Consider the following 13,339-nt stretch of genomic DNA (forward strand, 5'->3'; position numbering starts at 1 on the left):
GCGCCCGGCTGGCCGGCCCCCCGTGCCGCGCGCCGCCGCTGCGGGCGCCTGAGCCCGCCACCGGAGTCTTTGCCATGCAGTTGCCCGAAATCGCCATCCGCCGCCCGGTGTTCGCCACCGTGCTGTCGCTGCTGGTGCTGCTGATCGGCCTGGTCAGCTTCAGCCGGCTGTCGGTGCGCGAGTACCCGAAGATCGACGAGCCGATGGTGACGGTGAGCGTGCGCTACCCGGGCGCCTCGGCCGAGGTGATCGAGTCGCAGGTCAGCAAGCCGCTGGAGGACTCCATCGCCGGCATCGACGCGGTGGACGTGATCACCTCGATCAGCCGCGCCGAGCAGAGCCAGATCTCGGTGCGCTTCCGCCTGGAGAAGGACGCCGACGCCGCCGCGGCCGAGGTGCGCGACCGCACCTCGCGCGTGCGCAACCGCCTGCCGCAGGCGATCGAGGAGCCGGTGATCGCCAAGGTGGAGGCCGACGCCTTCCCGGTGATCTGGCTGGCCTTCACCAGCGAGACGCTCAATCCGCTGCAGATCAACGACATGGTCAACCGCATCGTCAAGCCGCGGCTGCAGACGGTGACCGGCGTGGCCGACGTGCGCATCTTCGGCGAGCGAAAGTACGCCATGCGCGTGTGGCTGGACCCGGACAAGCTGGCCGGCTTCAAGCTCACCACGCAGGACGTGGAAGACGCGATCCGGCGCAGCAACCTGGAGCTGCCGGCCGGGCGCATCGAGTCGCAGCAGCGCGAATTCAGCGTCACCTCGCAGACCGACCTGTTCCGCCCCGGGCAATTCGCCGAGGTGGTGATCCGCAACGTCAACGGCTTCCCGGTGAAGATCCGCGACGTGGCGCGGGTGGAGGAGGGCGCCGCCGACGAGCGCAGCTCGGTGCGGCTGAACGGCCGCTACGCGATTTCCGCCGGCGTGATCCGCCAGGCCACCGCCAATCCGCTGACCTTGTCGCAGGGCGTGCGCGAGATGATCCCGCGGCTGAAGGCCGATCTGCCCGGCGACATCGCCATCGACGTGGCCAACGACAACTCGCTGTTCATCGACCGCTCGGTGAAAAACGTGTACCGCACCATCGGCGAGGCCATCGTGCTGGTGGCGCTGGTGATCTTCGTGTTCCTGCGCACCATGCGCGCCTCCATCATCCCGATCGTCACCATCCCGGTCAGCCTGATCGGCACCTTCGCGATGATGGCGCTGGCCGGCTTCACCATCAACACGCTGACCCTGCTGGCCCTGGTGCTGGCCATCGGCCTGGTGGTGGACGACGCCATCGTGATGCTGGAGAACATCTTCCGGCACATCGAGGAAGGGCTGGACCCGTTCTCCGCGGCCATCAAGGGCGCGCGCGAGATCGGCTTCGCGGTGGTCACCATGACCCTGACGCTGGTGGCCGTGTACGCGCCGCTGGCCTTCACGCCCGGGCGCACCGGGCGCCTGTTCGTGGAGTTCGCGCTGGCGCTGGCCGGCTCGGTGCTGGTGTCGGGCTTCGTCGCGCTGACGCTCACGCCGATGATGTGCGCCAAGCTGCTCAAGCACAACCCGAAGCCCAGCTGGTTCGACCGCCACATGGAGCGCTGGCTCACCGCGCTGCAGGACGGCTACGCGCGCGCTCTGCGCTGGGTGGTGACCGCGCGCTGGGGCGGCCGGGACGGCAGCCGCTGGAAGGGGCGCGTGCTGCAGGCGCGCTGGCTGGTGATCGGCGTGATGGTGCTGAGCGCCGGCGCCATCGCGCTGGTGTGGCCGACCATGAAGTCGGAGCTGTCTCCGCTGGAAGACCGCGGCACCATCCTGGCCACCATCAACGCGCCCGACGGCGCCACGCTGGAGTACACCGACCGCTATGCCAAGGCGCTGGAGCGCATGGGCCAGCAGTACAAGGAATTCGATCGCATCTTCGCCAACATCGGCAACCCCACGGTGTCGCAGGGCAGCGTGGTGTACCGCGCGGTGGACTGGGAGGACCGCAAGCGCTCCACCCTGGACATCGCGCGCGAGCTGGGGCCGAAGTTCAATTCGCTGCCGGGCGTGAACGCCTTCGCGGTGACGCCGCCCTCGCTGGGCCAGGGGTTCCGCGAGCGGCCGCTGAATTTCGTCATCCAGACCTCCGACAGCTACGAAAACCTGAACCGCGTGGCGCGCCAGCTGCTCGAGGAGGTCGCGAAGAACCCCGGCATCCAGGGCGTGGACATGGACCTGCGGCTGAACAAGCCCGAGCTGCGCATCGAGGTGGACCGCGAGAAGGCGGCCGACCTGGGCGTGGGCGTGGACGTGGTGGCGCGCGCGCTGGAAACCATGCTGGGCGGGCGGCAGGTCACGCGCTACAAGCGCGACGCCGAGCAGTACGACGTGATCGTGCAGACCACGGCCAGCGGGCGCAGCACGCCCGAGGCCATCGACAGCATCAACGTGCGCGGCCGCAACGACGCGATGATTCCGCTGTCGGCGCTGGTGAAGACGCGCGAGAGCGTGAGCCCGCGCGAGCTGAACCACTTCGGCCAGCGCCGCGCGGTCACCATCACGGCCAACCTGGCGCCCGACTACTCGCTGGGCCAGGCGCTCGCCTTCATGGACGAGACGGCGGCAAAGGTGCTCAAGCCGGGCTACACCACCGACCTGAACGGCACCTCGCGCGAGTTCAGGAACTCGCAGGGCGCGCTGGCCATCGTGTTCGTGCTGGCGCTGCTGTTCATCTTCCTGGTGCTGGCCGCGCAGTTCGAGAGCTTCGTCGATCCGCTGGTGATCATGCTGTCGGTGCCGCTGTCGATGATCGGCGCGCTGCTGGCGCTGAAGTGGAGCGGCGGCTCGCTCAACGTGTACTCGCAGATCGGCCTGATCACGCTGGTGGGCCTGATCACCAAGCACGGCATCCTGATCGTTGAATTCGCCAACCAGCTGCGCGAGGAGGGCATGGAGATGGTGGACGCGCTGGTGAAGGCAGCTTCCCAGCGCCTGCGCCCGATCCTGATGACCACCGGCGCCATGGTGCTGGGCGCGGTGCCGCTGGCGATGGCGAGCGGCGCCGGCGCCGAAAGCCGCACGCAGATCGGCTGGGTGATCGTGGGCGGCATGTCGCTGGGCACGCTGCTGACCATCTTCGTGGTGCCCACCATGTACACCCTGTTCGCCCGCCGGGAAGTGCCCGGCGCGAACAAGGCAGAGACGCGCGAAGCTCCGCAGGAGCTGCACGGGGACGAGCTCATCGCGAAATAGAGCGCAGCGGCTAGATCGCGCCTTCGAACATCATCACATCCACTTCGTCGCCCGGCGCCACGTCGCCCTGGCCGTGGTGCAGCACGATGAGGCCATTGGCCTGCACCATGGAGCTGAGCACGCCCGAGCCCTGGTTGCCGGTGGTGCGGACCTGCAGCACGCCGTCGGCCTGCGCGGTGACGATGCCGCGCTGGTATTCGGTGCGGCCCGGCTTCTTGCGCATGGCTTGGGCGCTGCGTGCCTTCAGCAGCGGCGCCGACGTGTCGCGCGCGCCCATCATGCGCAGCAGGGCCGGGCGCACGAAGGCGAGGAAGGTGACCATCACGGCCACCGGGTTGCCGGGCAGGCCGAACAGCACCGCACCCGCGTGTCCTGAGCTTGCCGAAGAGATGCGGCCCACCGCCATCGGCCGGCCTGGGCGCATGGCGACCTTCCAGAAGGCCACGTCGCCCAGCTGCTTCATCATGGCCTTGGTGAAGTCGGCCTCGCCCACGCTGACGCCGCCGCTGGTGATGATGGCGTCCGCGCGCGCCGCGGCGTGGCGGAATGCGGCTTCCAGGTGGCTCGGCTCGTCGCGCACCACGCCCAGGTCGATCACCTCGCAGCCCAGGCGCACGAGCAGGCCGTGCACCGTGTAGCGGTTGCTGTCGTACACCGCGCCTTCGCGCGGCGGCTCGCCCAGGCTCAGGATCTCGTCGCCGGTGGAGAAGTACGCCACGCGCAGGCGCCGCACCACGCGCACCGTGGCCAGGCCCAGGCTCGCGACCAGGCCGCAGGCGGCCGGGCCGAGCCGCTCGCCCTTGTCCAGTGCGGGCTTGCCTTCGGCCAGGTCCTCGCCCTTGTGCCGGCGGTTGTCGCCGGCACGCAGGATGCCGGGCGGGATGGTGATCACTGTCTTGGTGGCCGTTCGGGCTGAGCCTGTCGAAGCCGGCCCTTCGACAGGCTCAGGGCGAACGGGTGAAACAGGCTCAGGGCGAACGGGGGAAGGATCGACTCGAACGGAGGCGAACTCTTGCGGCACCACCGTGTCCAGCGCCGCCGGCATGATGGCGCCGGTCATGATCTTCACGCACTGGCCCGCGCCGCAGTGGCCTTGCCAGGCCTTGCCGGCCAGGGCGGTCCCCACCACCTCCAGTTCCAGCGGGGCGTTCGCGCCGAGCTGCGCGCCGTCGAAGGCATAGCCGTCCATCGCCGAGTTGTCGTGCGGCGGCACGCTGATCGGCGACACGATGTCTTCGGCCAGCACGCGGCCCAGTGCGTCGAGAATGCGGACCTCTTCGCTTTCGGCCACCGGTGCGACCAGCCGCGCGAGAAAGTCGCCGACCGCATCCGCGCTCAGTGCCTGCGGGTCGTAGCCCTGCAGTTCTGCCGCGATGTCCGCGATGCTCTTCATGGCGACTGTTCCAGCCGGTGCAGTTCCGCCAGCGTGTTGGCGTTGAAGAACGCGCGCGCATCGTCCTGCGGCTGGTCGAAGGCGACGATGGCGGTGCGGTGCTGCGCCGTCCAGGCGTCGATCTTGCGGCCGCCTTCGTGCGTGAAGCGCACCAGGCTTTCCATCAGCGCGTGCTTCAAGAGGCAGAACACCGGCTGCGTGCGCAGCTGGCCGTCTTCTTCGGGCGCGGCGGCCATGGCGATGTCGGCATCCTCCCGCTCCAGCGCTTCGGCCAGCCGCGCGACCAGGTCGGCGGGAAACAGCGGCGTGTCGCAGGGCACGGTGGCGAGGTAGGGCGTTTCGCAGCGCTCCAGCCCCGTGAGGAAGCCGGCCAGCGGCCCGGCGAAATCCGGCATGCTGTCCGGCCACACCTCGACACCGAAGGACTCGTAGGCCGAGAGGTTGCGGTTGGCATTGAGCATGACATTGGCGACCTGCGGCCCCAGGCGCATCAGCGTGTGCAGCGCCAGCGGCATGCCGCGGAAATTCTGCAGGCCCTTGTCGCTGCCGCCCATGCGGGTGGCGCGGCCGCCGGCCAGGATCAGGCCGGTGATGTCTTGGGGATCGATCACTCAGCCTCCGCCGGGCCGCCCCAAGGAGGCTGCGCCCCCTCGGGGGGCAGCGCAGCACGAAGTGCAAGCGTGGGGGTCGACATTCCTCAGCCCCCGATGTAGCTCATCTCGACGCGGCGCCCACCGCTGCCCGTGTCGGCGCCCAGGGTGCCGCGCAGCTGCGAGTAGCGGTCGCCGCGGCCCTGCCAGATGTGGCCGATGGCCGATGCCAGTTCCGCGTCGTCCGCGCCGCCGCGCAGCAGCGCGCGCAGGTCGTAGCCGTTGTGCGCGAACAGGCAGAGGTAGAGCTTGCCTTCGGTGGACAGGCGCGCGCGGTTGCAGTCGCCGCAGAAGGCCTGTGTCACGCTGCTGATCAGGCCGACCTCGCCGCCACCGTCGGCATAGGCCCAGCGCTCGGCCGTCTCGCCGGGTGCGGATGGGTCCAGCTGCACCAGCGGCAACTCGGCATCGATGAGGCGGCGCACCTCTGCCGAGGGCAGCACTTCGTCCATGCGCCAGCCGTTGCTGGCGCCCACGTCCATGTATTCGATGAAGCGCAGCACCGTGCCCGTGCCCTTGAAGTGCCGCGCCATCGGCAGGATCTGGTTGTCGTTGGTACCGCGCTTGACGACCATATTGACCTTGATGGGGCCGAGTCCCGCATCGCGGGCCGCCGCAATGGCGTTCAGCACGTCGGCCACGGGAAAGTCCACGTCGTTCATCGCGCGGAACGTGGCGTCGTCCAGGCCGTCGAGGCTCACCGTCACGCGGTGCAGGCCGGCCGCTTTCAGGGCCTTGGCCTTGCGCGCGAGCAGCGAGCCGTTGGTGGTCAGCGTCAGTTCCACCGGCTCGCCATCCACGGTGCGCAGCTGTGCCAACTGTTCGACCAGCACCTCGATGTTCTTGCGCAGCAGCGGCTCGCCGCCGGTCAGCCGGATCTTGCGCACGCCATGCGCGACGAATTGCCGCGCCAGCCGCGTGATTTCCTCGAAACTCAGCAGCGCGGCATGCGGCAGGTACTGATAGTCCTTGTCGAACACTTCCTTGGGCATGCAGTAGCTGCAGCGGAAATTGCAGCGGTCGGTGACGCTGATGCGCAGATCGCGCAGCGGCCGCCCGAGCGTGTCCGCGACCAGCCCGGTGGCGGCAACCGGCAGCGCCGGCACCGCCGCGCGCAGCGCCTGCAGGCGCTGGTCGACCAGGGGGATCACGCGTTCGGACATCGGGTTCAGCGGCGATGCATGCCGTAGCCGGGATGCTGGCGGTGGTGCTTCAGGGTCAGTACGCGCACCGCATCATCGGAGATGCGGAAATAAATGCCGAACGGAAAGCGCTTCAACATGATGCGTCTGATGAGCAGCCTCATCCGATCCGGCGCCGCGCATCCTGCATCACCTGTTCATGGGAAAGGCCGGCCACCGCGCCCGTATCGAACGCGGCGTCCCGCTCGCGGGCGACAAGCACCGCGTCGAGCACATCGACTTCCGCCAACTGGTCGTCGATGCTGGCCCACAGAGCCTGGGCGACAGCGACACGTTCGGCCAGGGGCAGGTCGAGCGCTTGCTGCGTGATCGAAGCGGTACTCATGTGGGTGCTCTCCTTGCGCTGGGGAATTATCCGCTCAGACGCAGCGCGCGCCATCCACCTCGAGGCATACCCCCGAGATGAAGGCGGCTTCGTCGCTGGCGAGGTAGAGCGCTGCGTTGGCGACGTCCAGCGCGGTGGAGAACCGGCCCAGCGGGATGCTGGCCAGGAATTTCGCGCGGCGCGCCTCGTCCACCGGGCCGCCGGCGAACTCGGCCGACAGGGCGGTGTCGGGGTTGAACACCGGGTTGATGCAGTTGACGCGGATGTTGTCCGGCCCGAACTCCGCCGCCAGCGACTTGCTGGTGGTGATGACGGCTCCCTTGGAGCCGTTGTACCAAGTCAGGCCGGGGCGCGGCCGCAGGCCGGCGGTGGACGCAATGTTGATGAACACGCCGCCCTTGTTGGCGCGGAACGCCGGCACGGCGTGGATGGTGGACAGGTAGATGCTCTTCACGTTGATGGCGTAGACGCGGTCGAACTCGTCCTCGCTCACTTCCAGCGCCGGGCGGTTGCGGTGCGTCCAGCCCGCGTTGTTGACCATCACGTCGAGCTTGCCGTGGCGCTGCACGGCCGCGTCGACCAGCGCCTTCACGTCGGCGCTGCAGGTCACGTCGGCCTGGAAGAACGATGCCTTGTGGCCGGCCGTGCGGATCGCCTCGGCCACCTTCTCTCCGTTCGCCGCGTTGATGTCGTTGACGATGACCTGCGCGCCTTGCTCTGCCAGCCGGTGGGCAATGCCCTCGCCGATGCCGCTGCCGGCGCCGGTGACGATGATGGATTTGTCCTGGACCCGCATCGAAACTCCTGTGCGATGAATGTGGGGCCCGGCACCGCGCCGGGCCTGTTGGTAAAAGCGCACAACCCCGTGAAATGAAGTTCGCGCAAGGCTGAATTTGCACCCCGGGCGCGTTGCAATTCACGGATGTGTTGCGTTTGCCTCAGCCTTCGCATTGTTGCACCAGAGGCAGGCGTCTCACATGCCCACGTTGTACCCCACCCGACCCACCCACCACCGTTTGCGCATCGCCGCGGCCGCCCTGTTGCTGGCGGCCTGCGCGCCGGCTGCCCTGGCCGACACCGCCGGCACCCGCCATCTGGCGCCCGGCTTCACCAGCCGGCCGGCCGGCAGCAAGCTGCTGGTGATGCCGGCCGACATGGAGCTGTTCTCCATCAGCGCCGGCGGCGTCACTGAGCCGCGCGCCGACTGGACCGAGGCGGCGCAAAAGAACGTCAAGGCGGCGCTGGAAGCGCGCCGCGCGCAGCTGGGCGCCCAAGTCGTGGAGCTCAGCGAGGCGCAGCTGGACGAATTTTCCGAAGTGGCGGCGCTGCACCGCGCCGTGGCGGACGCCATCTGGGTGCACCACACCCGGCGTGGGCTGGAGCTGCCGACCAAGGCCGGCAAGCTGGACTGGTCGCTGGGCGAATCGGCGCGCGTGCTGAAGCAGCGCACCGGCGCCGACTACGCGCTGTTCACCTGGGTGCGCGACACCTACGCCAGCAACGAGCGCAAGGCGGCCATCGTCGCCCTGGCGCTGCTGGGCGGCTTCAACACCGGCGGCGAGCAGAACGGCTATGCCTCGCTGGTGGACCTGAACACCGGGCGCATCGTCTGGTTCAACGACCTGCGCCGCATGTGGGGCGACCTGCGCGAGCCGCAGGTCGCGGCCGAAACGGTGGAGGCCCTGCTCAAGGGTTTCCCGGCCATGAAGCCGTGACTTGCGGCCAGACGAGAGGACAGTACCCATGAACAACGATGCACGCATCGGCGCGCGCCGCGGCTTCCTGAAGTCCGCCTGCCGGCACTGCCTGGGCGCCGGCGCCATGCTGGGCCTGCCGGCGATTGCCGAGCAGCTGATGCCCGGCCAGCCGCTGCCGCCGCGCTTCGCGCGGCCCTCGGCCGAGACCGACGAACGCGGCCTGTGGTCCATGATGGACCGCGAGGAAGTGCGCGTGCGCCGCAGCCCGCTGGCGGTGCACGACACCGCGCTCAATGCCTACCTGGCCGACCTGTCGTGCCGGCTGGGCGACGGCCACTGCCGCGACATCCGCGTGCACGTGGTGCGCATGCCGCTGTTCAACGCCATGATGGCGCCCAACGGCATGATGCTGGTGTGGAGCGGCCTCCTGCTGCGCGTGGAGAACGAGGCGCAGCTGGCGGCGGTGCTGGGCCACGAGATGGGCCACTACCTCGAGCGCCACCAGGTGGAGCAGCTGCGCACCGCCAAGGACCGCGCGGTGCTGGCGCAGCTGGTGGGTCTGCTGGGCGGCGTGGCCGGCGCCATCGGCCAGATCGGCATCACGGCCAGCATGTTCTCCTTCTCGCGCGAGCACGAGATGCGGGCCGACCGCCTGGGCATGCGCCTGATGCGCGACGCCGGCTACGACGGCCGCCAGGCGGCCGTCGTGTGGGACAACCTGCTCACCGAAATGAAGGTCACCGGCGGCGAGCAGGAGGGCAAGCAGAACGCGATGTTCGCCACCCATCCGCCCACCGCGCACCGGCGCGACGACCTGCTGGAGCTGGCGGGAACTGGCGGCGGCAAGACCGGTGACACGGAATACCGCAAGGCCATCGCGCCGCTGCGCTTCGGCTGGATCCAGGACGAGATCAAGCGTGGCCAGTACGAGGAAAGCCTGGTGCTGTTCAACCGCCTGCTGGCGCGCGACACTGCCGACGGCGAGGTGCTGTATGCCCGCGGCGAGGTCCACCGCCTGCGCGAGGAGGGCGACGACGGCGCCCTGGCGCTGGACGACCTGCAGCGCGCGAGCCGCACCGGGAAGCCGCCTGCCGAAACCTTCCGCTCGCTGGGCATGGTGCACCGCACGCGCGGCGACGCGCGTGCCGCGGCCGAAGCATTCGAGACATACCTGTCGCTCGCGCCCGCCGCGCCGGACGCGGGCATGGTCAAGAGCTACCTGGCGCAGGCGCGGCCATGAAGCGTGTTGCCGCAGCGGCGCTGCTGGCCATGGCGCTGGCCGGCTGCATGAGCATCAGCAAGGTGGATGGCGAGCAAGTGGTGCAGGGCAAGCTCGCCGTGCAGGTGTCCGCCGCCTGGAACCGCATGCGCGATCCCTGGGACGTGCAGCCCTTCGAGACCTGGACGCAGGAAGGCCTGCCGCTGGACCACCTGCGCATCTGGGGCGGCGTGGCGCCCGGCCAGCCGCTGGTGTCCAAGCCGGTGGAGTACCTGCCGCGCGAAGACCAGAGAGCCCAGCGCGTGCCTACCTTCCGCAGCAACATGCCGCCCGAAAAGCTGGTGAACCTGTTCGAGGAACTGTATGCGGCCAGCGGTACGGTGCAGATCACGCGCATCGAGCCCACGGTGTTCGCGGGCGAGAAGGGCGTGCATTTCGAATTCACCCTGGCACGCCGCGAGGACGACGTGATGCTGCAGGGAGCCGGCTGGCTGGCGGTGCGCGGCGGCGAGCTGTATGCCGCGACGTTCGTCGCGCCGCGCATGCACTTCTATCCGCGGCTGCTGCCGATGGCGCAGGCGGTGGTGGGGACGGCGCGAATCCGCGCCGCCACCGGCACGGCTAGCCGTGCCGGATCGCCACCGTCTTGAGCGTGGTGAATCCGTACAGCGCCTCGAAGCCTTTTTCGCGGCCGTAGCCCGAAGACTTCACGCCGCCGAAGGGCAGTTCCACGCCGCCGCCGGCGCCGTAGTTGTTGATGAACACCTGGCCGCTGCGCACGCGCCGGGCCATGCGCAGCTGCCGGCCGCCGTCGCGCGTCCAGATGCCGGCCACCAGGCCGAACTGCGTGGCGTTGGCCAGTTCCACCGCATGGTCCTCGTCGCGGAAGGACATGGCGGCCAGCACCGGGCCGAACACTTCCTCCTGCGCAAGGCGGTGCGTCACCGGCACGTCGCGCAGCAGCGTGGGCGCCTGGTAGAAACCGTTCTCGGGCGCCTCGTGCACCACCTGGCCCTGCGCCACCATCGGGATGCCCACATGCTGCGCATCGGACAGGAAGTCCCACACGCGCTGCTGCTGGCTCTGGCGGATCAGCGGGCCCACGTCCAGGTCCATCGCGGCCGGGCCGACGCGCAGTTTGGAGAATGCTTCGCCCAGGCGCTCCAACAGCGGCTCGTACAGGCTTTCCTCCACCAGCAGGCGCGAGCCGGCCGAGCAGGTCTGGCCCGAGTTCTGCACGATGGCATTGATCAGCACCGGAATCGCCGCGTCGATGTCGGCATCGGCGAACACGATCTGCGGGCTCTTGCCGCCCAGCTCCAGCGTCACCGGGCAATGCCGCTCGGCCGCCACCTGCTGGATCAGCGTGCCCACGCGCGGGCTGCCGGTGAAGCTGATGTGGTCGATGCCGGCGTGCCGCGCCAGCGCGTCGCCCACCTCGTGGCCGTAGCCGGTGACGATGTTGATGGCGCCGGCCGGAAAGCCCGCATCGGCGGCCAGCTGCGCCACGCGGATCAGCGACAGGCACGCGTCTTCCGAGGGCTTGACCACGCACACGTTGCCCGCCGCCAGCGCCCCGCCGACGCTGCGGCCGAAGATCTGCATGGGGTAGTTCCAGGGGATCACGTGGCCGGTGACCCCGTGCGGCTCGCGCCAGGTGAGCACCGTGTAGCCGTCCTGGTAGGGCAGGGTCTGGCCGTGCAGCTTGTCGCAGGCGCCGGCGTAGAACTCGAAGTAGCGCACCAGCGCGGCGGCGTCGGCCTTGGCCTGCTTGGTCGGCTTGCCGCAGTCGCGCTGCTCGATGGCGGCGAGCTCGTCGGCATGTTCGGCGATCTTTTGCGACAGGCGCATCAGCAGCCGCCCGCGCTCGGCCGCGCTCAGCTTGCTCCAGGGACCTTCGAAGCACTGGCGCGCGGCCCGAACTGCGGCATCGATGTCGTCCGCCGCGCCACGCTGGATGGTGTCGTAGGGCTGCCCGTCGGACGGGTCGATGACGGGAATCGTGCGCTCGGAGGAGGACGACTTGGCGGCGTTGCCGATGAAGTGGTATTGCATCCCGCGATTTTGCGCCGAACCGCGGGCGGTTGTTGCGTCAGGCCGCCGCGCCCACCAGGGTGAACTGGTCGGCGTGCCGCGCCAGCCATTGGCGCGACGCCACCGCGTCCTGCTGGTTGGGGTGGAAGTCCGCGCGCAGGTACTCGCGCCAGGGCCTGTAGGTCTGGCGCACCAGGCCGCGCTGGCCGAACAGGTACTGGGCCGCGCTGCGCCAGGTGCTCCACTTCCACAGTGTGCCGTCGCGCCGCAGGTTCAGCACCGTCTGGCGCAGCACGTCTATCACGAACATGGTGCTGATGCGCCTGAACCAGGTGAGCCGCCAGCGCAGGTCGCCTCCAAGCGCGGCGTACAGGTCGAAGGCCGTGCTCTTGTGCTCGGACTCTTCGGCGCTGTGCCACAGCCACAGCGTGGTCATGCGAGCGTCGGCGCTGCCCAGCACGTCGGGGTTGTGCAGCAGCCAGTCGGCCAGGATGGCGGTGAAGTGTTCGTAGGCGGCGGTCACTGCCACGTGGTGGCGCACGTCCTGGCCGTCCAGCAGCTTCTGGCGCTTCAGCGCACGCGGTCCCCAGGCGTTGACGAGGCCCTGGACGTCCAGGTGCGCGTTGTACAGGCCGTGCAGTCGGCGGTGCGTGGCTTCCTGGCCGATGAAGCCCTGCACCTCGGCGCGCCAGCGTTCCTGCTGTTCGGCCGCCAGGGCCTTGGCGCCGTTGCGCACGGAGTCGATGAAGAACTGCTCGCCCACCGGGAAGCTCATCGACAGGGCATTGAACAAGGCGGTGCGGAAGGCGTCGCCCGCGCACCAGTGGCGCGGCAGGGGCGCTTCCATGTCCACCAGCAAACGGCGCACGACGAGCTCGGTCATACTCTGCAGTCCTGAAGAAAACGGGTTGGTACGCAATGGTACCGCACCGTTCCCCGCCCATGCCAGCGACCATCCTGCCCGCCGACCAGCCGCACCGCAGCCGCCTGCTGGAAGGCATGGCGCATGCCGTGGCGGCGAAGGGCTACGGCGACACCACCATCGCCGACATCGTGCGGGAAGCGGGCGTGTCGCGCCGCACTTTCTACGAACACTTCACCACCAAGTCCGAGTGCCTGATCGCGTTATACGAGGCGGCCAGCCACAACGCGCTGAAGGTGCTGCGCGGCGCCATCGATCCGGCGCACGGCTGGCAGGAGCAGGTGGACACCGCGCTCACCGCCTACCTGGCCTGCATGGCGGCCAATCCGGTGCTGATGCGCACGCTGTTCGTCGACATCCTCGGCCTGGGCGAGCAGGGCTTGGCGGCGCGGCGGCGCGCCAACCAGGAAGTGGCGGACTTCATGCTGTCGGTGGTGAACAGGCCCGGTGCGCAGCAGGAGCGCACCCGCGCGCTGCCGCCCGAGATGGCGACGGCGGTGGTGGGCGGCATCAACGAGCTGATCCTGCAGGCCATCGAGGACGGCCGGGTGGCGCAGCTGGCCGAACTGGCCGCACCGGCAAGCGCGCTGGTGCGGGCCGTGATCCGGCCCTGAGTTCTTTCGTGGGCGCCAAAGAAAACGGCCCGCCGAAGCGGGCCGTTTTGTCTTCGCTACGC

12 protein-coding genes are annotated in these 13,339 nt (G+C 69.3%); 5 read left to right on the forward strand and 7 right to left on the reverse strand.

Annotation, left to right across the window (positions count from 1 at the left end):
- Positions 1 to 74: 74 nt before the first annotated feature.
- The gene (locus tag H0U68_RS12470) at positions 75 to 3,221 is read left to right on the forward strand and encodes an efflux RND transporter permease subunit (protein WP_296356022.1); all 3,147 of its coding nucleotides are present in this window, start codon (positions 75 to 77) and stop codon (positions 3,219 to 3,221) included.
- Positions 3,222 to 3,231: 10 nt separating this feature from the next.
- Here H0U68_RS12470 and glp read toward each other — a convergent pair whose 3' ends face one another.
- The 5 genes from glp to H0U68_RS12495 form a co-directional block, all read right to left on the reverse strand.
- Entirely contained in the window at positions 3,232 to 4,614 is a 1,383-nt protein-coding gene (glp, locus tag H0U68_RS12475; RefSeq protein WP_296356024.1) for a gephyrin-like molybdotransferase Glp, read from the reverse strand.
- Positions 4,611 to 5,225 (reverse strand): molybdenum cofactor guanylyltransferase MobA, encoded by a 615-nt coding sequence (gene mobA / locus H0U68_RS12480; RefSeq protein ID WP_296356026.1) that lies wholly within the window; start codon positions 5,223 to 5,225, stop codon positions 4,611 to 4,613. The genes glp and mobA overlap by 4 nt, the downstream gene beginning before the upstream one ends.
- Positions 5,226 to 5,311: 86 nt before the next feature.
- Positions 5,312 to 6,427 (reverse strand): GTP 3',8-cyclase MoaA, encoded by a 1,116-nt coding sequence (gene moaA, locus H0U68_RS12485; protein ID WP_296356027.1) that lies wholly within the window; start codon positions 6,425 to 6,427, stop codon positions 5,312 to 5,314.
- Between the two features lie 139 nt (positions 6,428 to 6,566).
- Complete coding sequence (locus H0U68_RS12490; RefSeq protein ID WP_296356029.1) at positions 6,567 to 6,791, reverse strand: addiction module protein; 225 nt, start codon at positions 6,789 to 6,791, stop codon at positions 6,567 to 6,569.
- 34 nt (positions 6,792 to 6,825) lie between these two features.
- Entirely contained in the window at positions 6,826 to 7,587 is a 762-nt protein-coding gene (locus H0U68_RS12495; protein WP_296356031.1) for an SDR family oxidoreductase, read from the reverse strand.
- 181 nt (positions 7,588 to 7,768) lie between these two features.
- Between H0U68_RS12495 and H0U68_RS12500 the strand changes: the two genes are divergently transcribed.
- Genes H0U68_RS12500 through H0U68_RS12510 form a run of 3 tightly spaced genes read left to right on the forward strand, consistent with a single transcriptional unit; the run spans position 7,769 to position 10,357 of the window.
- Entirely contained in the window at positions 7,769 to 8,506 is a 738-nt protein-coding gene (locus tag H0U68_RS12500) for a hypothetical protein (protein ID WP_296356033.1), read from the forward strand.
- 28 nt (positions 8,507 to 8,534) lie between these two features.
- A complete protein-coding gene (locus H0U68_RS12505) occupies positions 8,535 to 9,728 on the forward strand; it encodes a M48 family metallopeptidase (protein WP_296356035.1) in 1,194 nt (397 codons plus the stop codon).
- Complete coding sequence (locus tag H0U68_RS12510) at positions 9,725 to 10,357, forward strand: hypothetical protein (protein ID WP_296356037.1); 633 nt, start codon at positions 9,725 to 9,727, stop codon at positions 10,355 to 10,357. Before H0U68_RS12505 ends, H0U68_RS12510 begins: the two co-directional genes overlap by 4 nt.
- Here H0U68_RS12510 and H0U68_RS12515 read toward each other — a convergent pair.
- Together H0U68_RS12515 and H0U68_RS12520 are read right to left on the reverse strand one after the other, a co-directional pair.
- Positions 10,329 to 11,762, reverse strand: coding sequence for an aldehyde dehydrogenase family protein (locus H0U68_RS12515; protein WP_296356039.1), 1,434 nt, complete (start codon positions 11,760 to 11,762; stop codon positions 10,329 to 10,331). The two genes, H0U68_RS12510 and H0U68_RS12515, sit on opposite strands and share 29 nt — an antisense overlap.
- A gap of 37 nt (positions 11,763 to 11,799) precedes the next feature.
- Entirely contained in the window at positions 11,800 to 12,624 is an 825-nt protein-coding gene (locus H0U68_RS12520; protein ID WP_296356041.1) for a metal-dependent hydrolase, read from the reverse strand.
- 59 nt (positions 12,625 to 12,683) lie between these two features.
- On the opposite strand from H0U68_RS12520, the gene H0U68_RS12525 reads away from it, so the two are divergent.
- Positions 12,684 to 13,277, forward strand: a complete 594-nt coding sequence (locus tag H0U68_RS12525; RefSeq protein WP_296356042.1) for a TetR/AcrR family transcriptional regulator — start codon at positions 12,684 to 12,686, stop codon at positions 13,275 to 13,277.
- Positions 13,278 to 13,339: the final 62 nt, after the last annotated feature.

Source organism: Ramlibacter sp. (genome assembly GCF_013697775.1).
Taxonomy (GTDB): domain Bacteria; phylum Pseudomonadota; class Gammaproteobacteria; order Burkholderiales; family Burkholderiaceae_C; genus Ramlibacter.

Excerpts from the sequence above, each read along its gene's own strand:
- H0U68_RS12470 (WP_296356022.1), top strand. The coding sequence starts at position 75 with ATGCAGTTGCCCGAAATCGCCATCCGCCGCCCGGTGTTCGCCACCGTG.
- glp (WP_296356024.1), bottom strand. The coding sequence starts at position 4,614 with ATGAAGAGCATCGCGGACATCGCGGCAGAACTGCAGGGCTACGACCCG.
- moaA (WP_296356027.1), bottom strand. The coding sequence starts at position 6,427 with ATGTCCGAACGCGTGATCCCCCTGGTCGACCAGCGCCTGCAGGCGCTG.
- H0U68_RS12490 (WP_296356029.1), bottom strand. The coding sequence starts at position 6,791 with ATGAGTACCGCTTCGATCACGCAGCAAGCGCTCGACCTGCCCCTGGCC.
- H0U68_RS12495 (WP_296356031.1), bottom strand. The coding sequence starts at position 7,587 with ATGCGGGTCCAGGACAAATCCATCATCGTCACCGGCGCCGGCAGCGGC.
- H0U68_RS12500 (WP_296356033.1), top strand. The coding sequence starts at position 7,769 with ATGCCCACGTTGTACCCCACCCGACCCACCCACCACCGTTTGCGCATC.
- H0U68_RS12505 (WP_296356035.1), top strand. The coding sequence starts at position 8,535 with ATGAACAACGATGCACGCATCGGCGCGCGCCGCGGCTTCCTGAAGTCC.
- H0U68_RS12510 (WP_296356037.1), top strand. The coding sequence starts at position 9,725 with ATGAAGCGTGTTGCCGCAGCGGCGCTGCTGGCCATGGCGCTGGCCGGC.
- H0U68_RS12515 (WP_296356039.1), bottom strand. The coding sequence starts at position 11,762 with ATGCAATACCACTTCATCGGCAACGCCGCCAAGTCGTCCTCCTCCGAG.
- H0U68_RS12520 (WP_296356041.1), bottom strand. The coding sequence starts at position 12,624 with ATGACCGAGCTCGTCGTGCGCCGTTTGCTGGTGGACATGGAAGCGCCC.
- H0U68_RS12525 (WP_296356042.1), top strand. The coding sequence starts at position 12,684 with ATGCCAGCGACCATCCTGCCCGCCGACCAGCCGCACCGCAGCCGCCTG.